29 protein-coding genes are annotated in these 25,693 nt (G+C 75.7%); 12 read left to right on the top strand and 17 right to left on the bottom strand.

Annotation, left to right across the window (positions count from 1 at the left end):
* The first annotated feature begins 1 nt into the window (after position 1).
* The gene (locus tag BLQ97_RS14550) at positions 2 to 1,237 is read left to right on the top strand and encodes an acyltransferase family protein (RefSeq protein WP_217637205.1); all 1,236 of its coding nucleotides are present in this window, start codon (positions 2 to 4) and stop codon (positions 1,235 to 1,237) included.
* Between the two features lie 436 nt (positions 1,238 to 1,673).
* On the opposite strand, the gene BLQ97_RS14545 is transcribed toward BLQ97_RS14550, so the two are convergent.
* On the bottom strand, positions 1,674 to 2,927 hold the full coding sequence (locus tag BLQ97_RS14545) for a globin domain-containing protein (RefSeq protein ID WP_091366718.1): 1,254 nt from the start codon (positions 2,925 to 2,927) through the stop codon (positions 1,674 to 1,676).
* A gap of 190 nt (positions 2,928 to 3,117) precedes the next feature.
* Between BLQ97_RS14545 and BLQ97_RS14540 the strand changes: the two genes are divergently transcribed.
* A complete protein-coding gene (locus BLQ97_RS14540; protein ID WP_091366717.1) occupies positions 3,118 to 3,450 on the top strand; it encodes a cupin domain-containing protein in 333 nt (110 codons plus the stop codon).
* Between the two features lie 33 nt (positions 3,451 to 3,483).
* Here BLQ97_RS14540 and BLQ97_RS14535 read toward each other — a convergent pair whose 3' ends face one another.
* From BLQ97_RS14535 to BLQ97_RS14500, 6 genes are all read right to left on the bottom strand, one after another.
* Positions 3,484 to 4,164, bottom strand: a complete 681-nt coding sequence (locus BLQ97_RS14535) for a helix-turn-helix transcriptional regulator (protein ID WP_281181422.1) — start codon at positions 4,162 to 4,164, stop codon at positions 3,484 to 3,486.
* 574 nt (positions 4,165 to 4,738) lie between these two features.
* Positions 4,739 to 5,197 carry a hypothetical protein gene (locus BLQ97_RS14530; RefSeq protein ID WP_139173661.1) on the bottom strand — a complete coding sequence of 153 codons (459 nt, stop codon included), beginning with the start codon at positions 5,195 to 5,197 and terminating at the stop codon, positions 4,739 to 4,741.
* Between the two features lie 472 nt (positions 5,198 to 5,669).
* Positions 5,670 to 6,134: a type II toxin-antitoxin system Phd/YefM family antitoxin gene (locus BLQ97_RS14520; protein WP_091366981.1), complete on the bottom strand. Its 465-nt coding sequence runs from the start codon at positions 6,132 to 6,134 to the stop codon at positions 5,670 to 5,672.
* 449 nt (positions 6,135 to 6,583) lie between these two features.
* On the bottom strand, positions 6,584 to 6,919 hold the full coding sequence (locus tag BLQ97_RS24445) for a DUF202 domain-containing protein (RefSeq protein WP_091366713.1): 336 nt from the start codon (positions 6,917 to 6,919) through the stop codon (positions 6,584 to 6,586).
* The gene (locus tag BLQ97_RS14510) at positions 6,916 to 7,344 is read right to left on the bottom strand and encodes a YidH family protein (protein ID WP_091366980.1); all 429 of its coding nucleotides are present in this window, start codon (positions 7,342 to 7,344) and stop codon (positions 6,916 to 6,918) included. Before BLQ97_RS14510 ends, BLQ97_RS24445 begins: the two co-directional genes overlap by 4 nt.
* Positions 7,345 to 7,994: 650 nt before the next feature.
* A complete protein-coding gene (locus BLQ97_RS14500) occupies positions 7,995 to 9,296 on the bottom strand; it encodes a HupE/UreJ family protein (RefSeq protein WP_091366711.1) in 1,302 nt (433 codons plus the stop codon).
* 176 nt (positions 9,297 to 9,472) lie between these two features.
* Between BLQ97_RS14500 and BLQ97_RS14495 the strand changes: the two genes are divergently transcribed.
* Positions 9,473 to 10,066: a hypothetical protein gene (locus BLQ97_RS14495; RefSeq protein ID WP_091366710.1), complete on the top strand. Its 594-nt coding sequence runs from the start codon at positions 9,473 to 9,475 to the stop codon at positions 10,064 to 10,066.
* Positions 10,067 to 10,289: 223 nt separating this feature from the next.
* Here BLQ97_RS14495 and BLQ97_RS14490 read toward each other — a convergent pair whose 3' ends face one another.
* Positions 10,290 to 10,505: a hypothetical protein gene (locus tag BLQ97_RS14490; protein WP_091366709.1), complete on the bottom strand. Its 216-nt coding sequence runs from the start codon at positions 10,503 to 10,505 to the stop codon at positions 10,290 to 10,292.
* The gene (locus BLQ97_RS14485; protein ID WP_217637203.1) at positions 10,502 to 10,735 is read right to left on the bottom strand and encodes a hypothetical protein; all 234 of its coding nucleotides are present in this window, start codon (positions 10,733 to 10,735) and stop codon (positions 10,502 to 10,504) included. The genes BLQ97_RS14490 and BLQ97_RS14485 overlap by 4 nt, the downstream gene beginning before the upstream one ends.
* Before the next feature lie 295 nt (positions 10,736 to 11,030).
* On the opposite strand from BLQ97_RS14485, the gene BLQ97_RS14480 reads away from it, so the two are divergent.
* The 6 genes from BLQ97_RS14480 (at position 11,031) to BLQ97_RS24440 (ending at position 16,919) form a co-directional block, all read left to right on the top strand.
* Positions 11,031 to 12,299 (top strand): amidohydrolase, encoded by a 1,269-nt coding sequence (locus BLQ97_RS14480; protein ID WP_091366708.1) that lies wholly within the window; start codon positions 11,031 to 11,033, stop codon positions 12,297 to 12,299.
* Between the two features lie 475 nt (positions 12,300 to 12,774).
* Positions 12,775 to 13,131, top strand: a complete 357-nt coding sequence (locus BLQ97_RS14475) for a TraR/DksA family transcriptional regulator (protein WP_245692194.1) — start codon at positions 12,775 to 12,777, stop codon at positions 13,129 to 13,131.
* Between the two features lie 56 nt (positions 13,132 to 13,187).
* A complete protein-coding gene (locus BLQ97_RS14470) occupies positions 13,188 to 14,471 on the top strand; it encodes an NAD(P)/FAD-dependent oxidoreductase (RefSeq protein WP_091366707.1) in 1,284 nt (427 codons plus the stop codon).
* 139 nt (positions 14,472 to 14,610) lie between these two features.
* The gene (locus BLQ97_RS14465; RefSeq protein ID WP_091366706.1) at positions 14,611 to 15,837 is read left to right on the top strand and encodes a PucR family transcriptional regulator; all 1,227 of its coding nucleotides are present in this window, start codon (positions 14,611 to 14,613) and stop codon (positions 15,835 to 15,837) included.
* 412 nt (positions 15,838 to 16,249) lie between these two features.
* On the top strand, positions 16,250 to 16,633 hold the full coding sequence (locus BLQ97_RS14460) for a hypothetical protein (protein ID WP_139173659.1): 384 nt from the start codon (positions 16,250 to 16,252) through the stop codon (positions 16,631 to 16,633).
* Positions 16,536 to 16,919, top strand: a complete 384-nt coding sequence (locus BLQ97_RS24440) for an RGCVC family protein (protein ID WP_425402619.1) — start codon at positions 16,536 to 16,538, stop codon at positions 16,917 to 16,919. The genes BLQ97_RS14460 and BLQ97_RS24440 overlap by 98 nt, the downstream gene beginning before the upstream one ends.
* A 4-nt stretch (positions 16,920 to 16,923) precedes the next feature.
* Here the strand turns inward: BLQ97_RS24440 and BLQ97_RS14450 are convergent, their stop codons facing one another.
* From BLQ97_RS14450 to BLQ97_RS14430, 5 genes are all read right to left on the bottom strand, one after another.
* Positions 16,924 to 17,208: a CBS domain-containing protein gene (locus tag BLQ97_RS14450; RefSeq protein ID WP_245692192.1), complete on the bottom strand. Its 285-nt coding sequence runs from the start codon at positions 17,206 to 17,208 to the stop codon at positions 16,924 to 16,926.
* Positions 17,091 to 17,357 (bottom strand): CBS domain-containing protein, encoded by a 267-nt coding sequence (locus BLQ97_RS24435; protein WP_425402621.1) that lies wholly within the window; start codon positions 17,355 to 17,357, stop codon positions 17,091 to 17,093. Before BLQ97_RS24435 ends, BLQ97_RS14450 begins: the two co-directional genes overlap by 118 nt.
* Before the next feature lie 275 nt (positions 17,358 to 17,632).
* Positions 17,633 to 18,505 carry a universal stress protein gene (locus BLQ97_RS14440; protein WP_091366701.1) on the bottom strand — a complete coding sequence of 291 codons (873 nt, stop codon included), beginning with the start codon at positions 18,503 to 18,505 and terminating at the stop codon, positions 17,633 to 17,635.
* Between the two features lie 159 nt (positions 18,506 to 18,664).
* Entirely contained in the window at positions 18,665 to 20,860 is a 2,196-nt protein-coding gene (gene katG / locus BLQ97_RS14435; RefSeq protein WP_245692190.1) for a catalase/peroxidase HPI, read from the bottom strand.
* A 57-nt stretch (positions 20,861 to 20,917) separates the two neighbouring features.
* Positions 20,918 to 21,349, bottom strand: a complete 432-nt coding sequence (locus BLQ97_RS14430; protein WP_091366699.1) for a Fur family transcriptional regulator — start codon at positions 21,347 to 21,349, stop codon at positions 20,918 to 20,920.
* A gap of 183 nt (positions 21,350 to 21,532) precedes the next feature.
* On the opposite strand from BLQ97_RS14430, the gene BLQ97_RS14425 reads away from it, so the two are divergent.
* Together BLQ97_RS14425 and BLQ97_RS14420 are read left to right on the top strand one after the other, a co-directional pair.
* Positions 21,533 to 21,949 carry a GtrA family protein gene (locus BLQ97_RS14425; RefSeq protein ID WP_245692188.1) on the top strand — a complete coding sequence of 139 codons (417 nt, stop codon included), beginning with the start codon at positions 21,533 to 21,535 and terminating at the stop codon, positions 21,947 to 21,949.
* Between the two features lie 40 nt (positions 21,950 to 21,989).
* Entirely contained in the window at positions 21,990 to 23,183 is a 1,194-nt protein-coding gene (locus BLQ97_RS14420; protein WP_175471747.1) for an NAD(P)/FAD-dependent oxidoreductase, read from the top strand.
* 6 nt (positions 23,184 to 23,189) lie between these two features.
* Here BLQ97_RS14420 and BLQ97_RS14415 read toward each other — a convergent pair whose 3' ends face one another.
* Positions 23,190 to 23,837 carry a trimeric intracellular cation channel family protein gene (locus tag BLQ97_RS14415; RefSeq protein WP_091366696.1) on the bottom strand — a complete coding sequence of 216 codons (648 nt, stop codon included), beginning with the start codon at positions 23,835 to 23,837 and terminating at the stop codon, positions 23,190 to 23,192.
* Between the two features lie 167 nt (positions 23,838 to 24,004).
* Between BLQ97_RS14415 and BLQ97_RS14410 the strand changes: the two genes are divergently transcribed.
* Complete coding sequence (locus BLQ97_RS14410; protein WP_175471746.1) at positions 24,005 to 24,979, top strand: universal stress protein; 975 nt, start codon at positions 24,005 to 24,007, stop codon at positions 24,977 to 24,979.
* Here BLQ97_RS14410 and BLQ97_RS24255 read toward each other — a convergent pair.
* Both BLQ97_RS24255 and BLQ97_RS14400 read right to left on the bottom strand, forming a co-directional pair.
* Complete coding sequence (locus BLQ97_RS24255; RefSeq protein WP_091366694.1) at positions 24,948 to 25,409, bottom strand: MarR family winged helix-turn-helix transcriptional regulator; 462 nt, start codon at positions 25,407 to 25,409, stop codon at positions 24,948 to 24,950. The genes BLQ97_RS14410 and BLQ97_RS24255 overlap by 32 nt on opposite strands.
* Positions 25,406 to 25,687 (bottom strand): hypothetical protein, encoded by a 282-nt coding sequence (locus BLQ97_RS14400; RefSeq protein ID WP_091366693.1) that lies wholly within the window; start codon positions 25,685 to 25,687, stop codon positions 25,406 to 25,408. Before BLQ97_RS14400 ends, BLQ97_RS24255 begins: the two co-directional genes overlap by 4 nt.
* Positions 25,688 to 25,693 lie beyond the last annotated feature (6 nt).

Genomic DNA, 25,693 nt, shown 5'->3' with positions numbered 1-25,693 from the left:
CGTGCTGCCGACGGAGGGAGCGCGGGAGGGACTGCGGACGGCGACGACGGCGGAGACCTCGGGCCGGCTCGGCCGGTGGCCGGGCCTCGACGTCGCGCGAGGAGTCGTCGTCGGTGGCCTGATCCCCTTCCACGCGGCGCTGGTCTTCGACGCCACCGACGACTTCTACGTCAAGAGCGACCGCACCGTGGACCTGACGCCGTTCGCCGCGCCGGTGGTGGTGGCGGCGATGCCGCTGCTGTTCCTGGTGGCGGGGATCGGCGCCCGGTACGCGTGGCGCGCGCGGAGCGCCGGTGCCTACCTCCGCCGTCGGGTGCGCCGGCTGCTGGTGCCGCTGGTGGCCGGGACGGTGCTGCTCGTCCCGCTACCGGTCTGGCTGCGGCTGCGGGCGGACCCGGACTACACGGAGGCCTACCTGGACTTCTGGCCCCGCTTCCTCCGTGTCCGGTGGAGTTGGTCGGACTTCCCGTTCGTCGTCCAACCGGCCGCTGGGGGCCGGGGCTTCGAGACCGGCCACTTGTGGTTCCTCTACCTGCTGTTGCTGTACTCGCTGGCCGTGGTGCCGCTCCTGATCTGGCTCGGCTCCTCCCGGGGGGATCGAGTCGTGCGCCTGCTGGCTGCCGGCGCCGAGCGGCGCGGTGTCGTCCTGCTGCCGGCTGTTCTCTTCGGCGCGGTCGCCGCCGGGCTCGGCCTCGACCAGGGGATCGCCGCGGGCAACGCCCTGGGCTATCTCCTGTTCTTCGCTGCCGGTGTGGTGCTCGCGTCCGACGTCCGCTTCCCCGCGGTGCTGCGCTGCAACGCCGGACTGGCCGGGGCGGTCGCCATCGCGTTGCTGGCCGTCGCCGGCGCGGCTCTCGTGGGCGGGGACGGTGACCCCTTGCTCGACCGTGACCCGGTCGACCTGGTCGGGAGGGCCGCGTTCGGCGCGGCCGGGTGGTGCGCGGTGGTCTCCATCGTCGGGTGGCTGGCCCGGTTGCGGCCGTCCTCGGGCCGTGCCGCGGGCGACCGCTCACCGGGCCGCCGGGTCGGGCGCTACGTCGTGCCGGCGGTGCTGGCCTGGTACGTCCTGCACCAGCCGATCGTGGTCGGGGTGGCGTACCTCGTCGTCGGTAGCACGCTGCACCCCGTGCTGGAGTACCTGCTCATCTGTGTGGCGAGCGCTCTGGGCACGTTGGTGGCCTATGACCTGCTGGTCCGACGGACCGCGTTGACGCGGGCGCTGTTCGCCGGGACCTGAGCTCCGCCCGACGTGCGCACGACGACACGGTGGCAGGCGGCGGTGGGACGGGGCCCGGACACGGGTCTGGCCGCGTCCTCGGGCGACGTCCGGGGTCGTGGTGAGCACCGCGACGTCCGGTGAGCGCAGTCGCCGCCGACTGCTGCGTCCCCTGTGACCTGCCGCCCGCGGCGCGTGAGGTCGTCCAACAGCACCCGGGCGTGACGAGCGCTGGGTGGTCGCGCGCAGGTCCGGGTGCACGCACGCAGACGCACGGCGCGATCCGTGCACCGGACGCAGGGGTTGACGCGGTCGCACCACGGGACGCGTCGCGACCCCGCACCGATCCGGTGCGACTCCTCGGCGGGCGAGGCGGAGCCCGTGATCGCTCCCGGCCGGGTGGGCCCGGTCCGCCTGGCACCGTCACTGGACACCGCGGGTGGTGAGTCCGCTCGCCTCACCTCGCGGAGGCGGGCTCCCGCTGTGCCCCGGGCGCCGGTGCGGTGACGAGGTCGGCCTGCCACAGGTCGGGGCCGAAGACCTCGTACTGGATGTCGCGAGGCGGTACTCCCCGCTCCACGAGGGCGCTGCGCACCGCCTGCAGGAACGGCAGCGGGCCGCACAGGTAGTAGGTGGCACCGTCGGGCAGGGAGACCTGTCCCAGGTCCATCATCCCGGCGTGCACCCCGTCGACGGGGAGCTCGCTGTCGGCGCCGCCCTCGTACCAGACGTGCAGGGAGGCGTTGGGCAGGGCCCGCACGTCGCGGGCCACCTGCTCGCGCAGCGCGAAGGAGGCCTCGTCGACGTCGGCGTGCAGCAGCGTGATCGGCAGTCCGGAGCCCGCGGCGGCCAGGTGCGACAGCATGCCGGCCATCGGGCTGATCCCGATGCCCGCACTGGCGAAGACGACCGGCCGGCCGGAGTCGTCGAGGACCACGTCGCCAAAGGGCAGCGACAGGGTGAGCACGTCGCCGACCTGCACCCGATCCACCAGGAGGTTGGACACCTCCCCGTCGGGCTTGCCGCCGCCGTGCACGCGCTTGACCGAGAACTGGCGGTGCTCGCCGTCGTCGGCGCGGGTCAGGCTGTACTGGCGCGGCTGGTGCACGCCGTCGGGCATCTCCACCTTCACGGTGACGTACTGGCCCGGCAGCGAGGTCTTCACCAGCCGGTCGTCGATCCGCTTGACCCGGAACGTCACCACGTCGTCGGTCTCGCGCCGCTTCTCCTCGACCTCCCACGGCCGCCACACGGTCTCCGGGCGCACACCGCGGGCACTGTAGAGGCCGCGCTCCTGGTTGATCAGCGCGTAGGCCATCAGCCAGTAGACCTCGTCCCAGGCCGCGGCCACCTCGGGCGTCACCGCGTCGCCGAGCACGTCGACGATCGCCCAGAACAGGTGCTCGTGCACCACCTGGTACTGGTCGGGGCGCAGGCCCAGTGAGGCGTGCTTGTGGGCGATCCGGTTGAGCAGGTGGTCGGGGAGCTGCTCGGGGGTCTGGACCAGTGCGCTGGCGAACGCGGCCACGGAGCCCGCGAGCGCGACCTGCTGCGTCCCCTCGGCCTGGTTGCCGCGGTTGAACAGCCCGTCGAGCAGCTCAGGGTGTTCACCGAACATGTGGGCGTAGAACCGCTTGGCGATCTCGCCGATGTGCTCGCCGACGACCGGCAGCGTGGCCTCGATGACAGGACGTGAACGGTCCGAGAGCACAGGTTCCCCCTGGGTCGTAGGAAGCAGCCGCCACCCCCTCGTTCGGGGTGGCTCGCTGACGACTCGACCGACCGTAGAGGGAGAGCAGGGTGGCAACAACAGCAGTTGTACTTATGAGAAAGACTGATAGGAACATCCCGAGGTCATCCCGTCGGGCGAAGCAACGCGGTGAGCGAGGACAGGAGGGCTCGTGCAGAAGGTCAGCCTCGACGCGCTGGCGCGACAACTGTTGCTCACGGCCGGCGCCTGTGACAGTGGCCGAGCGGCCGACACGGTCCACGGCGGGCATGAGAAGACGCTGCGGCAGACCGTGGTGGCACTGTCAGCCGGCAACGCCCTGGCAGAACACGAGAACCCCGGTGAGGCGACCCTCCTCGTTGTTCGCGGACGAGTGCGCCTGGACACGGCTCAGGCGTCCTGGGAGGGACGCGACGGCGACCTCATCGTCATCCCACAGGCTCGACACGGCTTGTACGCGCTCAGCGATGCCGTCGTGCTCCTGACGGTCGTCAAGAACCGCTGACCACCGGAGGAGTTCCTAGGCCTGCGGCCTCGGTCAGGCGTTGGCAGTCCCCAGCTGGGCGATGCACAGGAACGGCTCGACGAAGGGCAGCAGCCGTTCAGCAGTCACCGGCGCCCCCATCTCGGCGAGCGCTCCCCGCATCAACCCCAGGTGGATCGAGCACACCACCTCGCGGTGGTCCTCCGCCAGCTCCCGGAACGGGCAGTTGGGCACCAGGATCCGGCGCGGGTCCTCCGGCGCCGGACTGGGGGTGAACCCGATCTCGTCGAGGATGCCCAGCAACCGGGTCACCGCCTCCTGCTCGGTGACCCGCCGGAAGGGCGCCGGCCGGTCGACGAGGTGGCGGCCCCAGGTCCGGCCGGCCTCGAGAGCGACCTGTGCCGGATCCTCCGCGGTGCCGCTCAGGTGTCCGGCCAGGATGTGGGCCAGGAACTGGTAGTTGCGCCGGTCCCGAGCGGGATCGGGGCGCGGCACCGCGGTGAAGGCCAGCCGGGGACGGCCCGGCTCGCCGCGCTCGACGACGTGCCGCTGCACGAGCTCCTCGCCGACCAGCCGGTCCAGGTGGAAGCGCACCGTGTTGGGGTGCAGGCCGGTCCGGTCCGCCAACTCCTGCACGCCCAGCGGTCCGGCGGCCGCGCGCATCAGCCCGAGGACCCGTTGCCGACTGACGCCGGCTCGCCCAGGGTCTGGGGCACGATCGCCCCGCGGCGGCACCTCCACCCGTCCAGTGTCGCGCACTCCCACGAGGACCAGCTGGTGTGCGTCATCCCATCGAGCGCAACCGTGTACAGCAACGAACGTGGCCCCGGCCGGCGATGAGGGCGACGGGGGCTCGACGCGCCGGAGGCGCCCGCTCCCGCACACGAGCACGCCGCCTCTCCCCCCGGGGTGGCGATGCGACCGACCCCGGCGACGCGTCCTCCCACCACGGTGCACCGAGGGACAGGTCACGGAAGCACACACTGACGGGAGGAGTCGGGGAACCGGGCGTTGGAACAGCGGCTCGCCGAGGCGCTCGTCGGGGTGTCCCGCTCCGTCGGGGAGGCGAGGTGAGCGCCGACCTCCGCTGACTGCACCGGATCGGCGGGGACGACACGAACAGCTTCGGTCGGGACCGCTGGTCGCATCACGAGGTCGTGCGCTCGACGCACAGCGGGACCTGAGTCGGGTCCTGTCCGTGGCGGCCTCGGTCGAGGACCGGGTCAACACCTGCGAAGAACACATGCAACCGCGTCCGGAGGTGCTCCGCCTGAGTGACCGAGGCCGGTGCGAGCCCGGTGGCGTAGGTCTACACCGAGGCATGGTTGTCGAAAGGGCCGGCGTACTGGCGGGTGAGGGAGGTCGCCTCCGCGAGCGAGGTCCCGTGGGTCACGTAGAGGAAGGTGACCGCCGTCTCGGGACTGGAGGTGGGGACCGGTACCGCCGCGAGGACCTGCTCCCCGGTCGGCGACACCCCGCGCTGCAGGGTGGCCAGGGAGTGGGCCAGCGCCCACAGCGCGACATCAGCCCAGGTGAGAGGGTCCAGTCCCTGCGGGTCGTGCACCGCGACGGTGGTCTCGGACAGCACCGGCACGCGGAACAGCGGCAGGCTGCGTTCCTGGATCTCGACCGCCGCGCTGTCCGGGCGCAGCAGCCCTCCGGCGTCGTCGCCACCGCCACCGCCACCGCCACCGCCGGGGGCCGGCAGCGCGACCGTGGCCACGGCGAGCGCGATCCACCCGACCAGGGTGAACCACCGTCCGGTCACCGCAGCCGTCCGGACGGCGCCGGTCACCCTGCCCAGCACGGTCACCGGACACCGCCCGGCCGGTCGGCGCCCGGGGCGCTGGACCCGCACCCGCACCGGTCTCCTCCGCGCGTAGCCCACCGTGTGCCGGTCAGCACGGCGGCCATCGATCCGCCGCGGGGGAGGACTGCCATGACCCAGGCCGGCACCGGGGACCAGGCGTACCGGTCCGCCCGGCCGGGTGGGGTGGACCGGGTGGGTCACCACCGGCGCCTTCGTCGTCGGTGTCGTCGTCGGCGTGGGCTGCTCGGCACGGACCCGCCGGGGTCTGCGGCCGCGCAGGCGATGACCACGCCCGCGCCGTCGACGGGCGGCGCTGACCCGGGTGGCCGGGCGCAGCTCGACGAGAGCTGCCTGCGCGCCCTCACCGCCGCCCAGGACATCGCCGCCCCCTCGACGACCTCGGCTCCGCCGCAGCGGCTCTGGACGCCGCTCAGCTGGACGAGGTGATCCGCAGGCTGCAACCGCTGCGGGACAGACTCCAGGAAGGCACCGCCGCATGCCGGGCGGCCGGCCGCTCAGGTCGTGGGTGCAGCAGGAGCGGTGGGTGTGGCCGGACCGGAGCCGGACGGGAGGTCGTCCTCCCGGTCACGTTCACCTTCGCCGAGGCCGACCGGATCAGGACCCCACCGATCCGTTGCCGGCTGCGCCGGCGAGCTATGGCCGCGTCCAGCTCGTCGCGGCCCTCAGCCTCTCCTCGGGCGAGCTCAGCCTCGGACGTGTGCAGCCACCGCATGGCGTCGGCGATCGCCTTGAGGGACCAGAGGTCATCGGTGGTGCGCAGGACGGCGGAAGGCCTGCCGTGCACGGTCACATAGGCGCGTTCGTGCTGACCGCTGGTGCGGGCGACCAGCCTGGACAGGCGAGCCTTCGCGTCCGCTGGCGACACCGTCGTCACGGTCAGGAGAATGACCGACCTTCGGTACCGGTCCAGCCTCTGCAAGGCCGGTGTGGAGCCAGGCGGATCAGGTCGGCGGCGACGACGCGACCAATCTACGACCAACAAACGTTCCTTGATACCCAGTGGCAGCCGACGCTGCTCGAGGGCTCGGAGGCCGGTTGACCTGCGCGTTCGTTGTGGACCAACCGCCGCCAACCACCTCAAGATCAACTCGCAGGGTTATTGGTTCGAGTCCAATCGGGGGAGCAGAGCTCCTGCTGAGCGCCTCGCCGGCTGCGGTCGGACGAACGATCGATTGCGCTGCGGTGCGGAGCTGGGCCTCGACCGCAGGTCGACCTCAGCACGTGACTCCGCACCAGGCGGCGAGCGGGAGGTCCCCGCAGGGGCGATCAGCCCGTCGTCGGTGTCCGGTGGACACGTGCGCCCGGCGGACGCCACGTGCCAGCTCAACGAGCACCGACGGCACCGAGGGCGATCAACGTCAGCGCCGCGCCGGCGAGGAGGACCGTCAGGACGGTCAGGGCCGCGGTCGCACGAGGGGCGGGCCCGTGCTGCCTGGATCGCAACCGTCGCCACTGCGCCCAGGAGACCGACGCGGCTGCCACGACGCCGGCAGCGCTCACCCCGACCGCGAGGACACCGGTAGAACCGACGAGCCGTGTGGTCAGGAGGGCACAGACAGCCAGTGCCAGAGCGGTGCGCGTCCATGCCTGGTGGGTCCGCTCCGGCTGCGCGCCGGGGTCCCACAGGGACGGCGCGCGCTCGTGTCCACCTCTGCTCATGCCGCGACCAGGGCACCGATGACCAGGGCGATGCCGCACACGGCCAGCCCAGCGGCGAGCACCGGTGCGACACCGAGCCCGGGGAGGCTCCTCCCCTCCCGGAGGGCCCGCTCGCTGCGGTACCAACGGCTGAAGGCAGTCACAGCCAGCGCAGCGCCGAAGAGCAGCAGCCCGACCGCGAGGACCTGGCGGAACCGGACGGCGAGCGCCTCTCCGGCGAAGGCCTCGAGACCGATCCCGCCCGCCATCAGGGCCAGGGACGTGCGGATCCACGCGAGGAAGGTCCGCTCGTTGGCGAAGGTGAAGCGGGGGTCGGGGTCCGTGCCCGTGGCCAGGAGCCGACCGACCCACCCCCGCCGCTCCGGAGCGCGGTCGTCGACACCCTGGCGCGTCCCCCGTCGACCGGTCGACCGCCACCCCGCCATCCGGCACCTCCTCGTCACCCCGCCGATCCTCTGCACTGTCCAGCGCGGCAGGTCACCTCGCCACGACGACGGTCAGCAGCCCGGCTGGGGTCACGAGCACCGCCGGGAGCCTGGGTCCCCGCCGACGGACCCGACCTGAGCGCGTCGTGTGTGGGCGGTTGCGCCCCGATGCGCCTCGACCGCCAACCCGCCGCCGCTCCCAGTCGCGATGTCAGCTGACCGACATCGTCACGGGCGTCAGGCGGCCGGCCAGGCGAGTGCGGCGACGGCTGTCCGCACACCGGCCCCCTCCGTCCGCGTGACGCGTTCGTGGTCGAGGGTGGGTCGGCACCTCTGCGCGCCGGGTGCTGCCTGCGCTACCGGCCCGCCGCCCGGCGAGCGCTCCGCCACCGGTCCGGCGGAGGTGGCTGCACAGCAGTCCGGCCGGCCGCGGACCACGGTGGCCGGCCTCGTGCCGGGCGTCGATCCGGCGGCGGCCCGCCGCACCGCCTCGGCCGCCCGGTCGGGGTGCAGCAGGTCCGCGTCGTCGCCGTCGGCTCGGTCGAGGTGCTTGCGCGCCAGGGCCAGCCGCAGGTCCCGCGTAAACGTGCGGCCGCCGTCTCCGAGGGCATCGACCTGCTGCGGTCGCACCCGCCGCGCCCCGGAGGACGTCACCGCGCCGGAGCGCTGGAGACCTCCTCCCGGGCAGGGAGCGCCGCGCGCGGACGCCGCCGGCGGTCGGCCGTCCAGCACACCGCGGCGGCGACGGCGAGCCCGGTCACCACCCACCAGGGGTGGGCGATGGCGGCGTCCTCCGCGCCGGCCAGCGGGTTGGCCAGCAGGCCCAGTCGGTCCAGCGCCCACCCGGTGGCGGCGGCCAGTGCCACGCCGGCGCCGGTGAGGCGCAGCGCCGGGGAGAACCGCGTCCGCGACACCACGTACAGGGACGGGAACACCAGCGCCACGGTGAGCAGCTGCGCCAGCTCGACACCGACGTTGAACGCCAACAGGGCGGGCACCGACGCCGTCCCGGCGAGCCCGAGGTCGGTGAGGATGCCGGCGAAGGCCAGGCCGTGCACCAGGCCGAAGCCGCCGGCGATGAGCACCTCGCCGCGGCGGGCCAGCGGGCGCACCGCGTGCACCGCCGCCACTCCGACCGAGGCGGCGATCAGCACCTCGACCGGCGCGCCGGGCACGGCGACCCAGCCCAGCGCCGAGGCGATCAGCGTGAGCGAGTGGCCGACGGTGAACGCGGTGACGACCGCCAGCACGCGGCGCAGCGTCGGGGCCAGGCCCTCGCGGCGCTGCCACCGGCCGGCGACGGTGACCAGCGGCGCCACCAGCAGCAGGGTCAGCAGGAAGAGCAGGTGGTCGGCGCCCTCGAGGACGTGGTGCAGCCCGTACCCGACCACGTCGGTGATCCCGGCGTCCGCAGCGTCCCCGATCTGCAGGCTGTCGTCGGTGGCGGTGAGCACGCCGGCGGTGGAGATGTCGCCGGCGGCGTCGGTGAGGACGACGACGGCCTCGTGCGCCGGGTCGGCCTCGATGACGCCGTCGTAGGCGAGCGTGAACGACGACGGGTCGGCGCCGGCGGGGTCGAGGGTCACCTCGACACCGACGGAGTCGATGCCCTCCACCGACTCGCCGGTGACGGCGGTGTAGGTCTCGGTCCAGGGAGTGCCGTCGGCGCCGGTGACGGTCAGGTGCTCGTCGACGTAGGCGATGACGGCGTCGGCGTAGGAGTCGACGTCGGTGGCCGCCGTCCAGTCGGTGCCCAGCGTCTCGTCGAGCGTCTGCAGCGCGACGGTCACGGTGGTGTCCACCGCGTCCTCGCCGACCCGGACCGACAGCGTGCTGCTGTCGAGGCTGTGCGCGCTCGCGACGGCGGGCGTGAGCAGGACGAGGCCGCCGGTCAGCAGGCCGGTGAGGGCGGCGCCGGTGGCGAGCGTGCGGCGGCGGGGGGAGGAGGACACGGGGCCCCACCGTGCCGGTGCTCCCTGGGAGTTCCCCGGACGCCGGCTGGGAGAGATGTGACGGAGCGCAGTCGCGAGGTGTCACAGCGTCCTCACAGTGCACGTCCAGAGGAGCCGGAGGACTGCCGCACATCGTGGTGCCCGACCGACTCCTCCCGAACCGAGAGAAGCCTCCCGTGAAGCTCCGCACGACCCTCGCCGCCGTCCTCCTCGCCGCCGTCGTCCCGGTCGCCGCCGCCTGCGGCACCACCGCCGAGGCCGCCTCCGCGACCAGCGGCACGAGCACCTCGGCGTCCGCCGACAGCAGCACCACCGACGGCACCACCGACACCGGCGGGCCCGGCGGCGGCATGGCACAGGGCGGCGGCCCCGGCGGCATCGACGTCTCCTCCGTCACCACCGAGGACCAGCTCGTCGAGCTGGTCCAGGAGGCCTATGGCGACGCCGGCCTCGGCCTGCACCGTGGCCACCAGCCCATCGAGGACGTCCTCGACGAGGTGCTCACCATCAGCCACGACGAGCTGCACGTGCGCATGGACGCCGGGCAGAACCTCGCCGCCGTCGCCGAGGACCTCGGCATCGACCCGCAGACGCTCATCGACGCGCTGGTCGCGGAGTACAGCCCGGCCATCGACACCCTGCTGGCCGACGGCACCATCACCCAGGACGAGGCCGACCAGTACCGCGCGGCGCTCGAGGAGGCGTTCTCCTTCCGCGTGAACTGGGACGGGGAGGAGGCCACGCCGACCTTCTCCGGTCTGGACGCCTGAGCGGACCGCTCGCGTCAGGAGCCTGCGGGTGTGCGGGCAGGCCTGCGGTCACGGCACTGCGGGCCTGCCCGTCCCGACGCCGTCGGTGGACCTCCTGACCCGACCGCACGGCTGCCGCCGACGTCGCCGGCGGGGCGTCAGGAGGCCGGCCCGGCGCCGTCTGCCGGGGCGACCGGGAGGACTCCCGATCGCCCCGGCAGGGTCGACGCCGTCGGCCCGGGCGCTACTCGGAGAGCTGCCTGAACAGCGCGTCCGCGTCACCGCTCTGGAACAGCTCGTCCGAGACCTCGACCTCCCGCGACGTCTGCCCCTGCAGGAGTTCGACGCCCCCCACGACCTCGTCCCCGGCCGCGGCCGACACGGACTCCGGGTCGCCGACGCGTCCGGACGTGGCTGCGATGACCTGACCGTTCTCGTCGACGATCGCCGTGATCCTCACGCTGCCCCTCCACCCTGGATGTTGAAGAAGATCCCCCCGGGCCCCAGGTTGCGGAAGCTGACGCGGTACGTGGTCGTGCCGTTGGTCAGCTTCTGCTTGCTCTGGTCGAACGCGACGACCTCCGCGCCGTTGTTCGGGGTCTTGATGTCCGCACCGGCCTGCTGGAAGCCGCGGTCGGCCCCGCCGAAGCTGTAGAAGTACCGGAGGGTGCCCCCTTGGGCCAGGAACACGATGTCCCCGGCGTTGGTGAAGGCAATGGGCCCGCTCTCCTCTCTGTGTCTCCCCGTCGCGGGGACGGGCCGGTCGACGCGGGTGCTGCTGTCCACCCGTCGGCGGTGCGCCGCTCGCCGGTGCACGGGAGCGCACGCTAGGGAGGCGTGCGTCACGCCGTTGTCACCTCGGCATCACCGCCGTGCGGCACGGCCCGCGGCTGCCCGCCCCCGCGGTGCGTCGGGGACGGCGGGCTGACACTGTCGGAGCCGACCCGGACCGCGTTCCTGCGTCCCTCGACCGCCGGGAGCCGCCATGACGACCGCCCACGACGCCCCGTCCCGCCTCGCCACCGTGCTGGCCGGGCTGGACCGGATCCGCGACGAGCTGGAGGAGCTCTACCGCGACCTGCACCGCCACCCGGAGCTGTCGCACCAGGAGCGACGCACCGCCGGGCAGGTGGCCGAGCGGCTGCGGCGGTCGGGGTTCGGCGTGCACGAGGGGATCGGCGGCACCGGCGTGGTCGGCGTCCTCGAGAACGGCGAGGGCCCGACCGTGCTGGTGCGCGCCGACATGGACGCCCTGCCGGTGCGCGAGGCGACCGGCCTGCCCTACGCCAGCACGGCCACCGCGATCGACGCCGACGGCGACGAGGTGCCGGTCATGCACGCCTGCGGTCACGACGTGCACGTCACGTGCCTGCTGGGCGCGGCCCGGCTGCTCGCCGAGGGCCGGGACTCGTGGCGGGGCACCGTGGTGGCGCTGTTCCAGCCGGCCGAGGAGACCGGCGACGGCGCCCGCGGCATGCTCGACGGGGGGCTGGCCGACGTCGTGCCCGTCCCTGACGTGGCGCTGGGCCAGCACGTGCTGCCGCTGCCGGCCGGGGAGGTCCGCACCCGTCCCGGCCCGACGATGTCGGCGGCCGACAGCGTGCGGGTCACGGTGCACGGGCGCGGCTCGCACGGCTCGATGCCCCAGGCCGCGGTCGACCCGGTGGTCGTGGCCGCCGCCGTCGTGCTGCGGCTGCAGACCGTCGTGGCCCGCGAGCTGGCACCGGGTGAGCCGGCCGTGCTCACCGTGGGCAGCGTCCGGGCGGGCACCAAGAGCAACATCATCCCGGACACGGCGACGCTGCTGCTGAACACGCGGACCTACAGCGACGCCACCCGCACCGCGGTGCTCGACGCCGTGCGCCGGATCGTCACCGCCGAGTGCCAGGCGTCCGGGTGCCCCCGGGAGCCGGAGTTCGAGCTCTACGACCGCTTCCCGGTCACGGACAACGACCCCGCCGTGACCAACCGGGTGGCCGACGCCTTCGCCGCCCACTTCGGCGACCGGGCCGGGCAGCTGCCCCGCCTGTCGGCCAGCGAGGACTTCGGCGACATCCCCACCGGCCTGGGCGCGCCCTACACCTACTGGGGCTTCGGGGGGATCGACCCGGACACCTGGCGCGCCGCCGAGGAGGCCGGCCGGGTCGAGCGGGACGTCCCGGTCAACCACCACGCCGCCTTCGCCCCGGTCCTCCAGCCGACGCTGGACACCGGCACGCAGGCCCTCGTCGCGGCCGCGCTCGCCTGGCTCTGACGCCGCGGGGGTGACCACCGGTGGGGTCCCGCTGCGGGGCGTTGCCGACGGTCGGCAACGTGCACCCGGACTTCTCGACCGGCGGCCGCCCTCCTGCGGCAGCCGGGACCCGGGGAGGGTGTGGTCAGGACCAGCCGCGGCGGGCGTGGCCGGTCACCGGGTCCGGCCCCGGCGACGACGGAGGAGGTGACGGGGGATGACCGCGAGCACGTGTCGGGCCGCCGGGGCCTGCGCCGTCCCGGCCGCCGGAGGTGCCCCGGGCCCCTGCGGGACGTGGCCCGCCCCGGTCTCCCGCGGCGCGCGCCTCGCCCTGGCGGCGGGCCTGCGGGCCCGTGGCCTGCGCGGCCTGGACGTGCTGCGACGCAGTCGGGACCGGGCGCCGCCGGCCGCGGGCTGACCCGCACGGGTCCACGACCCCCTCGACGCGTCCCGCTCCGCGGGACGCGTCCTCGTTCCACTCCCAGGAGGTACCGCCGTGTCCACGCTCACCACCGAACCCACCACCGCCCCGACGACGGTGACCGCGCCGACGACGGGGACGGCGACGGCCCACCAGCGGTACCTGGTGCTGCTGCAGGCGCAGCGCGCCGACTGCGTCCGCCGGCGCGAGCTGGCCCTGGCCGAGGCGGCCACCTCGGTGCCGGACCCGGTGACGGTGCGGCGGGCCGCCCACCTGCTGGCCACCATCCACGAGATCGACGCCGCGGTGGAGCGGATCGCCGACGGCAGCTACGGGCGGTGCACCCACTGCGGTGTCGACGTCCCCGCCGAGCGGCTGGAGTTCCGGCCCTTCGCGGCCGGCTGCGTCGCCTGCGAGGCGTCGGCGCACTGACCGCCCGCACGGGCCGCGCGGCCCTGCCGCGACACGGTGGAGGGAGAGGGACACGCATGTCGTCGGAACACCAGCACCAGGGGCCGGCGCTCGTCGCCGGCGCGCCGCGGCAGGTGGCCGTGGTCGGTGCCGGCACGGTCGGCCTGGCCACCGCCTGGTTCCTGCAGGAGGCCGGGGTCCGGGTCACCGTCTACGAGCGCGACCACGTCGGCGCCGGCGCCTCGTGGGGGAACGCCGACCGGCTGACCCCGGCGCTGACCGCGCCGCTGCCGGAGCCGGCGGTGCTGCGCTACGGGCTCCGGGCGGTGCTCAGCCCGCGGTCGCCGGTGTACCTGCCGCTGCGCGCCGACCGCACGCTGCTGCGCTTCCTGACCGGCTTCGTCGCGCACAGCACCGCGCGGCGGTGGCGGCGGGGCGTGGCCGCCTACGCGCCGCTCAACGAGCGGGCCCTGGAGGCGTTCGACGTCCTGGCCGCCGGTGGGGTGCCCGCGACGACGCACCGCGCGGAGACGTTCCTGGCCTGCTTCCGCCGGGAGCGCGACGCCGCGGGTCTCCTGGCCGAGCTGGGGCAGGTCCGCGACGGCGGGCAGCAGGCCGCGTCCCACCCGGTGACCGGCTGGCGGGTGCGGGCGATCGAGCCGGTGCTGACCGACCGGGTGGGCGCGGCCGTGCAGCTCCACGGGCAGCGCTACCTGCACCCGCCGGAGTTCGTGGCGGGTCTCGCCCGCGCGGTGCGGGACCGCGGCGGTGCGGTGGTCGAGGGCGGCGACGTCACCGACCTGCGGTCCGGGCCGGACGGCGTCGTGGTGACCACCCGGAGCGGCGACCGGCAGCGCCACGACGCCGTGGTCCTCGCCACCGGCGCCTGGCTGGGGGAGCTCGCCTCGCGGTTCGGGGTGCGGCAGCCGGTGCAGGCCGGCCGCGGCTACAGCTTCAGCGTGCCGGTCGAGCGGATGCCGGCCGGCCCGCTGTACTTCCCGGCGCAGCGGGTGGCGCTCACGCCGCTGGGCGACCGGCTGCGGGTGGCCGGGATGATGGAGTTCCGCCGCCCCGGTGACCCGCTCGACCCGCGGCGGGTCACCGCCGTCGCCGACGCCGTCCGCCCCTTCCTGACCGGGGTCGACCTCGACGACCGGCGCGACGAGTGGGTCGGCTCCCGACCGTGCACGCCCGACGGGCTGCCGCTCGTCGGTGCCACCGCCTCCCCGCGGGTGTTCGTCGCCGGCGGACACGGCATGTGGGGCATCGTGCTCGGACCGCTCACCGGGCAGCTGCTGGCCCAGACCGTGCTCAAGGGCGAGGCCCCGCCGGAGCTGGCCCCCTTCGACCCGCTGCGCTGACCGGCCTCCGCACCCCTGCTCGTCGGCGGGCGGCCCTCCCCGGCACCCGCCGACGAGCAGGCCTCGCTCCGCCCGCTCCCCCCGGGCGGGTGCGGCAGACTGTGCCTGCCGATCGTCGGCAACGACGTGCGGAGGGGACATGACCGGAAGCCAGTCCACGCGTCCCGGTGGGCCGGCGACGCCACCGGCCGCCGACGACTGGCTGGCCCCGGTCGCGGCCTCGGCGGCGAAGGCGGTGCAGGCGCCGGAGGAGCTGCTCGGGGGCTACCTGCCGATGCTGGCCGACGCCGCCGTCAACGGCCGCCGTCCCGACTCCTCGCAGCTCGAGGCCGTCCGCGAGCTCGGCCGGCGCGCCGCCGCGCAGGGCGTCGGCGCCCGCCGCGCGGTCGACCTCTACCTCTCCGCCGCGTGGCGGCTGTGGCGGCAGCTGCCCGTGGTCGCCCGCTCGTCGGACCCGGAGAAGGTCCGCCGCGCCGCCGAGGCGGTGCTGCGGGTGCTCGACGACGCCGTCGGCGTGCTCGTCGACGGCCACCAGACCGAACGGCGGGACATGGTCCGCCACGAGGAGGCGCAGCGGGCCGGGTTCGTCGACGACCTGCTGCGCGGTGACGCCGACGTCGCCCGGCTCGTGGAGCGCGCCGAGCCGTTCGGCATCGACCTCGGCAAGCCCCACCACGTCGCGCTGGTCGCCCCCCGCGACGGCGACGGCACGGCCGACCGTGCGGCGACCGCGCTGGAGCGCGCGGTGGTCGAGCGCTTCGGCGACCGGGAGGTGCTGGTGGCCACGAAGGACGGCCGCGTGGTCGTCGTCGTCCCGGGTGGCCCCTCGCCGGCCTTCGCGCTCCCGGAGGGCGTCGGCGTGGGCACGGTGCTCCACCAGGCGCTGCAGCGGCGCGGGATCGCCGGCCGCTGGCGCGTGGCGGCCGGGCGCGCGTTCGCCGGTGCCTACGGGGTCGCCCGCTCCTACGAGGAGGCGCTCGAGGCCCTGACCGTCGCCGACCGGCTCGGTCTGGAGACCGACGTCGTGCACGCCCGCGACCTGCTCGTCCACCGGGTGCTGGGCCGTGACCAGGCGGCCATGGTCGACCTGGTCCGCGACGTGCTCTCGCCCCTGGAGCGGGTGCGCGGCGGCGCGGAGGTGCTGCTGGAGACCCTGCAGGGGTACTTCGACGCCGGCGAGGTCGCCACCGAGGCCGCCCGCCGGCTGCACGTCTCGGTCCGCACGGTCACCTACCGGCTGGCCCGGGTCGCGCAGCTGACCGGCTACCGCGTCTCCCGGCCCGACCAGCGCTTCGCCCTGCACGCGGCCGTGCTGGGTGCCCGGCTGCTCGACTGGCCCGCGACGCCGCTGCCGGCCGAGCCCTGACCGGTGCCGCTGCGCGCGCACGCGCGCGGCGTCGCCGTGTCCGGCGTGCTCACCCTCTGCCCGTCGGCCGCCCCGTGGCTCCTCCCGGGGACCACTCCCGTCCGCCACCCGCGACCAGTCCGGCGAGGTGCCACAGCGTGACCAGGCCGGACAGCCGTCCGTCCCGGTCGACCACCGGCACGGCGTCGGCCCGGGCGCCCAGCACGACCCGGGCCACCGCCGCTCCGCAGGTCCCTCCTCCTGTCCGTGGCGGGCGGGGACGGCTCCACCGCCGGGATCCGCCGACTGCGGTTGCCGGCACCCGGCGAGGACGGGGTGCTGCACCTGACCGGCCACGCCCCTCGTGTCCCCGTCCGGTCCCCGGCACGCTCGGGACCAGCAGAGGTGGACGGTGCCCAGCAGGAGGTGGACGGTGCCCAGCAGGAGGTGGACGGTGCTCAGCGCGGAGGAGGAGCGGGCCTGGGAGGAGATCCGGCGTCGCTACGCGCGGGAGGTCGAGGAGCCCGCTCGTCGCCTCGACCCGGGCGGCCGGCGGCTCCGCTCCTCGACACCGGTGGCGCTCCGCGCCGCGGTCGTCGCCGGCGGCGGCCTCGCCGTCCTGCTCGTCGTCCTCGGAGCCCCGCTCGCCGGCCTGGCCATCGCCGTCGCCACGGTCCCGCAGTGGCTGCTGTGGCGCTACTGGCCGGTGCTGGACGGCGGTGTCGGGCCCTCCGCGCCGGCGGGGACCCGGACCCTCCACGCGCCGGACCGCCCGTCGTCGGAGGAGTCCCGCGGGCACACCCCGCGGACGGCCTGACGGCCCACCACGCGATCCCACCCGGTGGCGAGCCCGAGGTGCTCACCCCGCGGCGACCGCCGCCGGCCCGTCCCGAGAGGAGTCCCCCGTGCCCGTCCCGACGTCGACCTCCGCCCGCACCGGCCGGCATGAGTGGCCCCGTGAGGCCGTCCCCGGGTCCGTGGACGAGCCGCGCTGCGACGGGTGCCCCCACCCCGCCAGCGACCACGACGCGATCGCGCTGCGGTTCTGCCGAGCCACCCTGGCTGCGGCTCTCGACCGGGGCTGCGTCTGCCGGCCCGCCTGACGGGTCACCCTCGATCGCGCGGGACGTCGCCGGCGTCCTGCGACGTGGGCGGCTCCCGGCGTCGGTCACGGTCACGGGCACCGGCGACGAGCTCGACGCAGTGCCAGGCGGTGACGAGGCCGAGCAGCCGGCCGTCGCCGCCGACGACCGGCACGGCGGTCTCGCGCGAGGTCAGCATGGTGCGGGCCACCTCCGCGACGTCGTCCTCGCCCCGAACCCGCGGCCCGGGCCGGGAGCGCAGCAGCTCGTGCACCGGGAGGCGGTGCGCGGCGACCGGGCCGGTGGCCACCCCCGGGCGAGGTCGCGCTCGTCGAGCACCCCGATCGGACGCACGCCGTCGTCGATCACGACCAGGTGCCGGTCCCGTCGGCCGTGCAGCCGCCCCCACGCGGCGGACAGCGAGGTGTGCGCGTCGACGACCGCGGGGTGGGGGTGCATCACCTGGGCGGCCGTCGGCAGCCGGGGGGTGCCCGGCTGCCGCGCGCCGGTGCCACCTGCCCGCCGGTCGCACGAGGCTCTGGCCGGCGCGGCCGGGTCGGGTGTCATCTCTCGTCCTCCCTCGGGGTCGCCGCGACATCCGGTCACGTCGACCCTGCCCCCCCGCGGCGGCCCGGGGACACGGCCCGCACCGGCCAGGTGGCGGCGGCCGTCGTTGCCCCCGCCCGGCACCCCGACGCGTCGCGGGACCGGTCCTCCGGCAGGCGTGGCGCGCGTCAGGAGGCGTCGGCCGGCGCGAGCGGCACGACGGCCACCGGGCCGGTGGCCCGGTGCAGGACCGCCCGCGTCGTCGACCGCCTGGTCGCCAGCGGCCCGCGTCGCCGGTGCCCGATGACCAGGAGCTCGGCGGTGAGCGCCGCGGCGAGCAGCACCGACGCGGTCCGCTCGCGGACGACGGCCTCGCGGACGACCACGTCGGGCCACCGCTGCCGCCACCTGCCGAGGGCCACCCGGAGGACGCGTTCCTCCCGGTCCCGGACGGCGCCCCAGTCGACGAAGGGACCCTCGGCGTCCTGCTGGGCCGTGTGCGGGCGCTCCCGCCAGGCGTGGACGGCCAGCAGGTCGGTCCGCCGGCTCGCTGCCTCGGCGAAGGCGAAGGGGAGGACGTCGTCGGCGTCGGTGGACCCCTCGACCCCGACGACCACGGAGCGGCGGCCGCGGACGACGATCGACATCAGGTCGTGGGGGACCACCACGACCGGGCACCGGGCGGACGCGGCCACCGCGTGGGCCGTGCCGTCCTGGTGCCCCACGACCACCAGCTGCGCCGCGGCCGAGGCGGCGCGCAGGGCCTCGACGGGGTCCCCCTCCCGGACCGAGCTGCTCACCTCCGTGCCGGCGCCGGCGAGGGAGCGGGACACCGTCACCAGGTCGGTGTCCGCCCGCGCGCGCAGCCGGTCGGGGACGTCGAGCCAGGTGTGCAGCAGGTGGAGCCGCGCCCCGCGCCGGCGGGCCGCTCCGGCCGCCAGCTGGGCCGCCCGGACGGAGGCGTGGGAGCCGTCGTACGCCGCGACCACCGGGAGCACGGGGCCGTCGGCGGTCACCGCACCGCCCTCACCCTGCGTGGTCGGCGCCCCTGCGTCCGGCATCGACCGATTTTGCGTGACGGGGCGGCCCGGTCGGAAGACCGGCCGCTCCCCGGCACGGGCGCCGCGCCCGGGGACCCGTCGCCGGCCGGTCGCCCGGGACCGGACGTGCGGACGCCCCGGCCCGCGGGTGCGGGCCGGGGCGTCCGGACGGGGCGGTGCCTACCGCAGGTCGAAGCGGTCGTTCTCCATGACCTTCACGAAGGCCTGCACGAAGTCCTGGACGAACTTCTCCTTGGCGTCGTCGGCCGAGTAGACCTCCACGATGCCGCGCAGGATGGAGTTCGAGTTGAACACCAGGTCGGCGGCGGTGGCGGTGCGGACGACGGCGCCCGAGGCGTCCCGGCCCTCGTAGACGCCCTCGTCCGCGGAGGTCGACCACGAGATGCCCAGGTCGAGCAGGTTGCGGAAGAAGTCCTGCGACAGGACGCCGGGCCGGTCGGTGAGCACGCCGTGCTGCGTGCCGCCGGTGTTGGCGCCGAGCACGCGCAGGCCGCCGACGAGGACCGTCATCTCCTTGGCGGTCAGGTCCAGCATGTAGGCGCGGTCGACCAGGAGCGTCTCCGGCGCGAGCTTGCTGCCGGGCTGGATCCAGTTGCGGAAGCCGTCGGCCCGCGGCTCCAGCCAGCGGAAGTTGTCGACGTCGGTCTGCTCCTGCGAGGCGTCGGTGCGCCCCGGGTGGAACGGCACGGTGACCTGGACGCCGGCGTCCGCGGCCGCCTTCTCGACCGCGGCGGTGCCGCCGAGGACGATGAGGTCGGCCAGCGAGACCCTCTTGCCGGTCTGCTGCTCGAACTCGCCCTTGACGCGCTCGAGCACGGGCAGGACGTCGCGGACGCCCTCGTTCGCCGCCCAGCCGAGCTGCGGCTCGAGGCGGATGCGGGCGCCGTTGGCGCCACCGCGGTAGTCGGTGCTGCGGAACGACGCCGCGGACGACCAGGCGGTGTGCACCAGCTGCGACACGGTGAGACCGGCGGACAGCAGCCGCTGCTTGAGGTCGGCGATCTCCGCCTCGCCCACGAGCTCGTGGTCGACGGCCGGCACCGGGTCCTGCCAGACGAGCTCCTCGGCGGGCACGTCCGGGCCGAGGTAGCGGGACCTCGGGCCGAGGTCGCGGTGCAGCAGCTTGAACCAGGCGCGGGCGTACTGGTCGGCGAAGTACTCCGGGTCGTCCCGGAAGCGCTCGGCGTACACGCGCAGCTCCGGGTCCATCCGCAGCGCCATGTCGGCGGTCGACATCATCGGCGGGTTCTTCTTGCCGGCGATGTGCGCGTCGGGGACCAGCTCCTGCGCCTCGGGGTTCTTCGGCTGCCACTGCTTGGCGCCCGCCGGGCTCGTGACGAGCTCCCAGTCCCAGCCGAAGAGGGTCTCCCAGTAGGAGTTGTCCCACTGCGTCGGCGTGGGGGTCCAGGCACCCTCGAGGCCGCTGGTGATCGTGTCGGCGCCCTTGCCGGTGCCCTGGGGGTTCTGCCACCCGAGGCCGTTGCCGTGCACCGGGCAGCCCTCCGGCTCCGGGCCGAGCAGGGACGGGTCGCCGTTGCCGTGCGTCTTGCCGAACGTGTGGCCACCGGCGATGAGCGCGACGGTCTCCTCGTCGGTCATGCCCATGCGGCGGAACGTCTGCTTGATGTCGTGGCCCGAGCCCACGGGGTCGGGGTTGCCCTTCGGGCCCTCGGGGTTGACGTAGATCAGGCCCATGGTGACGTTGGCCAGCGGGCCCTCGTCGAGGTCGAGCGGGTCGTCGCCCGCGTAGCGCTCGTCGCCGAGCCAGGTGTCCTCGGGGCCCCAGAAGACCTCCTCGGGCTGCCAGGTGTCCTCGCGGCCGAAGGCGAAGCCGAAGGTGGGCAGGCCCATGTCGTCGTGCGCGACGTTGCCGGCGAGCACGAGCAGGTCGGCCCAGGAGAGCTTGCGGCCGTACTTCTGCTTGATCGGCAGCAGCAGACGGCGGGCCTTGTCCAGGCTGGCGTTGTCCGGCCAGCTGTTGAGCGGGGCGAAGCGCTGCGCGCCGTTGTTGCCGCTGCCGCGGCCGTCGGCGATCCGGTAGGTGCCGGCCGCGTGCCAGGACATGCGGATGAACAGCGGCCCGTAGTGACCCCAGTCGGCCGGCCACCAGTCCTGGGAGGTGCGCATGAGCGTGCGCAGGTCGGCCTTGAGCGCCTCGACGTCGAGCCCGGCGAAGGCGGCCTTGTAGTCGAAGTCCTCACCGAGCGGGTCGGAGTCCTTCGAGGTCTTGTTCAGCACCGCCAGGTCGACCTGGTTGGGCCACCAGTCCCGGTTCGTGCGGGGACGACCGCTGGTCTGCGGCTCCGGCGACGGGATCGCCGGGTTCTCGCTCTCGCTGGTGCTGGCGGTTTCCACCTTGTTGCTCTCGTCCTTCACGGTGTGCCTCTCTGTGCTGCGGTCTGGTCCGGGTGTTCAGGGAGCGGGGGAGGGGGCGCAGGTCGGGCAGCGTCCCCAGTAGACGACCTCGGCCTCGTCGATCACGAAGCCGCCGTCGTCCGAGGGGGTCAGGCAGGGTGCGACGCCGGTGGCGCAGTCGACGTCGACGATGGCGCCGCAGGACCGGCAGACCAGGTGGTGGTGGTTGTCGCCGACGCGCGCCTCGTAGCGTGCCACCGAGCCCTGCGGCTGGATGCGCCGCACCAGCCCGCTGTCGGTGAGCACGCGCAGCACGTCGTAGACGGCCTGGTGCGACACCGCGCCCACGCGGGCACGCGCGGCGCCGATCAGCGTCTCGGTGTCGACGTGGGGGTGGGCGTGGACGGCGTCGAGGACCGCCAGGCGCGGGCGGGTGACCCGCAGCCCGGCCGCGCGGAGGGCGCGCTCCAGGGCGGCTGCGTCGGGCACCCCGCCATCCTCGCCCCTTTCCTGGAACGAGTCAAGAAACGGGCCCTGGGCCGGCCGCGGCGCCGGGAGCGGGACGGGCGCGCGGGGCAGGGGGGTCCCGGACCCGGCCGGCGTCCGGGAACCGGGGGCGCCCCCGGGTCCTCCCCGATGTGTCGCGGGTGCCCGGCCCGGCAGCCTGGGCGCGTGGCCCAGTTCGCGCGGTTCGTCCTCGTCGGCGGTGCGGCGACCGTGGTGCACGCCGGCCTGCTCCTGGTCCTGGCGCCGCTGGGGCACCAGCCGGCCAACGTCGCCGGCGTGGTGGTGTCCACCGCGCTGGCCAACGAGCTGCACCGCCGGCTGACCTTCCGCGCCGGGGACCGGGCCGGCTGGGCGGCGGCGCAGTGGGCCGGCGGGGGCCTGGCCGTCGCCGGCCTGGCGGCGTCGAGCCTCGCGCTGGCCGCCCTGGACGCCGGGACGGACGCGGCCGGACCGCTCGCCCCGGTGCTCGCGGTGTGCGCGGTCGACGGCGCGGTGGGCCTGGTCCGCTTCGCCGGGCTCCGGTGGGTCCTCGTCGTGCGCCCGCGGGCCGGTGCGCGGGTGGCTCCTGTACACACCTCCTGACGGGGCGCCCGCTCCGCACTGCCAGGAGAGGGAGGCGCACGTGACCGGGAGCCCGGTCCCGCTGTGGCAGGACGAGCCGTACCACCCGCGGTCCCCGCTCGAGGGCGAGGTGCGGGCCGACGTGTGCGTGGTCGGCGCCGGCGTCGGCGGCCTGGCGACGGCCCGGCGGCTGCGCGACGCGGGACTGTCGGTGGTCGTGCTCGACCGGCACGAGGTGGCCTCCGGCGCGAGCGGCCGCAACGGTGGCTTCCTCATCGCCGGCGCGGCGCCCATGTACCACGAGACCCGCGAGCTGTGGGGCCGCGAGCGGGCGGTCGCCGTGCACGCCGCGACCCTGGCCGCGCAGCGCGAGATGCTCGAGGTGGCCGAGGCCGTCGGCGCGCGGCAGCACTTCCGCGTCGGCGGGCTGCTCCGCCTCGCCGTCGACGCGGCCGAGGCCGACGACGTCCGGGTGAACGCCGCGGCGCTCGCCGAGGACGGCTTCCCGGGGGAGCTGGTGGCCGGCGACGACCTGCCGGCCCCGCTGGCGCGTCCCGGCCGGGCGGGGCTGTTCTTCCCCCACGACGGGTCGGTGCACCCCGTGCGCTGGCTCCGTGCGCTCGCGGCCGCCCTGGAGGCGCGCGGGGTCCGGTTCTTCGACTCCTCGCCGGTGGTGGCGCCCCCGGCCGGCGACGGCGACGGCGTCTGCGTGCGGACCGCCTCCGGCGCGGTGCGCTGCGACCGGGTCGTGGTGGCCGTCGACGGCGACCTGGCCGCGCTGGTGCCCTCGGCGGGCGCGGTGCGCCCGCGGCGGCTGAACATGCTCGCCACGGCACCGCTGGACCGGGCGGTGCTGCCGTTCCCCGTCTACGCGCGCCACGGCCACGAGTACGTGCACCAGACCGCCGACGGCCGGATCGCGCTCGGCGGTTTCTCCGACCTCGACGGGGACGCGAGCTGGACCGACCGGGCCGAGGTCTCCGCACCCGTGCAGGCGCGCCTGGACCGGTGGCTGGCCGAGGAGCTCGGCGTGCACGCGCCGGTGACGCACCGCTGGGCCGGCGTCGTGGGCTTCGCCGACGACCCGCTCCCGCGGTGCGGGCCGGTGCCGGGCAGCGACGGGCGGGTGCTCGCGCTGGGCGGATACAACGGCACCGGCCACGTGCAGGCGTGGGTCGCCTCCCGGGTGGTGGCCGACCTCGTCGTCGGCGGCGCGAGCCCGTCCGCCGGGCTGTACGCCGCGGTCGACGCCTGAGCCCGGTCAGTCCCGCCCCTCCTCGTCGGGTCCCGGGGCGCGCGAGGGCAGGGGGGCGTGCAGGTCGTAGCGGACGCCGACCATCCGGATCAGGAAGCACAGCGCCGCGGCGCCGGCCGCCGTCCCCGGGCCCTCGGCGTCGAGCGCGGTGGCCACCACGGTGGCCGTGGCGCCGACCAGCGCGGGGACGGCGTAGAGCCCGCTGCTCAGCACCGAGGGGACCTGCCGGACCAGCACGTCGCGCAGCGTGCCGCCGCCGACCCCGGTGACCGCGCCGAGGACGACCGCCTGCGCCGGCCCCAGGCCCAGCTCGAGCGCCCGGCCGGCCCCGGTGACGGCGAACAGGCTCAGGCCGGCGGCGTCGAGCACGGTGATCGGCGCGCTCAGCCGGTCGAGCCCGCGCCCGGAGACGAAGGCGATCAGCCCTCCGGCGGCCGCGACGGCCAGGTAGCGCCAGTCGTTGAAGGTCACCGGCGGCACGTCGAGCAGGACGTCCCGGATGATCCCGCCCCCGAGCGCCGTGATCACGCCGAGCGTGACGACACCGACGACGTCGAGCCGGGCCACGCGCAGCGCCGTCAGCGCGCCGTTGAGGGCGAAGGCGAACGTGCCGAGCAGGTCCAGCGCCAGCAGCACCGGGGAGGCCGCCGTCACGGGGGGTCACCTGCGGGGCCGCGGGTCATGGCCACCCTCTCCCGTCCGGGGTGCACCAGCCTGCCCCACCCACCGGCGCAGCAGACGCTCCCCCCGGCGTTTGTATCGCGTTACGATGCAGCTGCGGCGGCGCCGGCCGCCGCGGGGCCACCGCGAGGAGGTCGGTCGTGCGCGACGAGGGACGGTCCACCGGGGCGCACCCCGGCGCGGGAGGGCGGCCGGTCGTGGTGGGGCTCGGCCCCGACGCGGCCGACGGGGACGCGCTGGTGTGGGCGGCCGCCGAGGCGGCGGTGCGGCAGGTCCCGCTGCACGTCGTGCACGTGGTCCCGCACCGGTTCGTCGTCGACCCGTGCGGCGCTCTGCTGCCGGTCGACGGCCTGCCCGGGGTCACCGCCGAGGCGGCCGGGACGCTCGAGACCGCCCTCGCCCGGGTCCGGTCCGTGACCTCGGGGACCCCGGTGTCGGGGTGCGTGCTGGCCGGCGCCCCGGCGCCGCTGCTGCTGCAGGAGAGTCGCGCGGCGGGGCTGCTCGTGCTGGGCGGGCGGGCGCCGCACCCCGGCCGGTTGCCCTCCCGGCTCGCCGCCCGCGCCGGCTGTCCCGTGGTCGTGGTGCGCGACCGGCCCCGGGTGCCCGCCCGCCCGTGCCGCCCGTCCGTGGTGGTCGGCGTCGAGGGTGCCGGGTCCAGCGCCGCGGCCCTCGGCTTCGCGTTCGCGGCGGCGGCGCAGCGCGGCGTCCCGCTCACCGCGGTGCACGCCTGGGGCGCCGACGTCCCCGCCGACCTGGAGGGTGTCTGCGGCGCGCCGGCGGTGGCCGAGCAGGAGGCCCGGGAGGTCCTCGCGCGGGTGCTCGGCCCGCTGTGCCGGCTCTTCCCCGACGTCGAGGTGCGGTCCCGGGCGGTCCGCGCCGACCCCGCGGTGGCGGTGACCGCGGCGTCGTCGGGAGCCGCGCTGGTCGTCGTCGGCTGCCGCCGGCTCGGCCCGCTGCGCCGGCGGCTGGCCCGGTCGGTCAGCTCCGAGGTCGTGCGGTGCGCGCCCGCCCCGGTGGCCGTCGTCGGCGCCGACCGCGCCGGATCCCGCGTGCCGCCGGGGCCCGACGCGCACCGGCAGGTCCTCAGGCGGACCCGTGCCAGGCCGGGAGGGTGAGGGCGGCGTCCATCCGCCGCAGCTCGTCGCGGTGCAGCGCCGCGAGCCGGCCCAGCAGCGCGTCCCCCCGGGCAGTGAGGACCACGCGCACGGCCCGGCGGTCGCCGGGGTCCGGTGCCCGGGCGACCAGGTCCTGGCCCTGCGCGCGGCTGACCAGCTCCACCACGCTGTGGTGCCGCAGCTGCAGCCGCTCGGCCAGCTCGCGCACGGTGGCCCACTCGCGACCGGGGAAGCCCTTGAGCGCGAGCAGCAGCTGGTACTGCTGCGGCGTGACGCCGTGCTGCCGCACGGTCTCCTCGCTGAAGCGCAGGTAGCGCCGGATGGCGGCGCGGAACCGGGCCAGCGCCTCGAAGTCCGCCTTGCTCAGGGGCTCGTCCTCGGTGGTCCCGGAGGGGGCCGGCCCGTCGTCGCGCGCGGGCCCCGCGCTCACCGGTCCCCGGCGGGGCGGACGGCGTCGAGGTGGCCGTCGTAGCTGGCGGCGACGTCCTCGAGCTCGACGACGTCGGGGAAGTCGGCGGCGTCCTGGTGCTGCAGGAGGAAGTCGACCGTGCGGCGGACGAGGTCCTCCTCGCCGGCCGGGTCGACCCCGAGGTCGGCCAGCACGCCGGGGGAGAGGCGGAACCAGGACTCGGTGCCCTCGCCGTCGCCCGGCAGGCGGACGACGAACTCGTGGTCGCCCTGCGGCTCGACCTCGACGGCCTCGCTCATGCGTGC

Origin of the sequence: Geodermatophilus telluris (genome assembly GCF_900102745.1) — a bacterium.
In the GTDB taxonomy this organism is placed as follows: domain Bacteria; phylum Actinomycetota; class Actinomycetes; order Mycobacteriales; family Geodermatophilaceae; genus Geodermatophilus; species Geodermatophilus telluris.
The sequence above is the reverse complement of the archived record's forward strand: the minus strand, read 5'-3'. Positions and strand labels throughout refer to the sequence as shown.

Coding starts and splice junctions, on each gene's coding strand:
- BLQ97_RS24445 (WP_091366713.1), bottom strand. CDS start 6,919: ATGAGCAGAGGTGGACACGAGCGCGCGCCGTCCCTGTGGGACCCCGGC.
- BLQ97_RS14510 (WP_091366980.1), bottom strand. CDS start 7,344: ATGGCGGGGTGGCGGTCGACCGGTCGACGGGGGACGCGCCAGGGTGTC.
- BLQ97_RS14480 (WP_091366708.1), top strand. CDS start 11,031: ATGACGACCGCCCACGACGCCCCGTCCCGCCTCGCCACCGTGCTGGCC.
- BLQ97_RS14470 (WP_091366707.1), top strand. CDS start 13,188: ATGTCGTCGGAACACCAGCACCAGGGGCCGGCGCTCGTCGCCGGCGCG.
- BLQ97_RS14465 (WP_091366706.1), top strand. CDS start 14,611: ATGACCGGAAGCCAGTCCACGCGTCCCGGTGGGCCGGCGACGCCACCG.
- BLQ97_RS24435 (WP_425402621.1), bottom strand. CDS start 17,357: ATGCACCCCCACCCCGCGGTCGTCGACGCGCACACCTCGCTGTCCGCC.
- BLQ97_RS14440 (WP_091366701.1), bottom strand. CDS start 18,505: ATGCCGGACGCAGGGGCGCCGACCACGCAGGGTGAGGGCGGTGCGGTG.
- BLQ97_RS14400 (WP_091366693.1), bottom strand. CDS start 25,687: ATGAGCGAGGCCGTCGAGGTCGAGCCGCAGGGCGACCACGAGTTCGTC.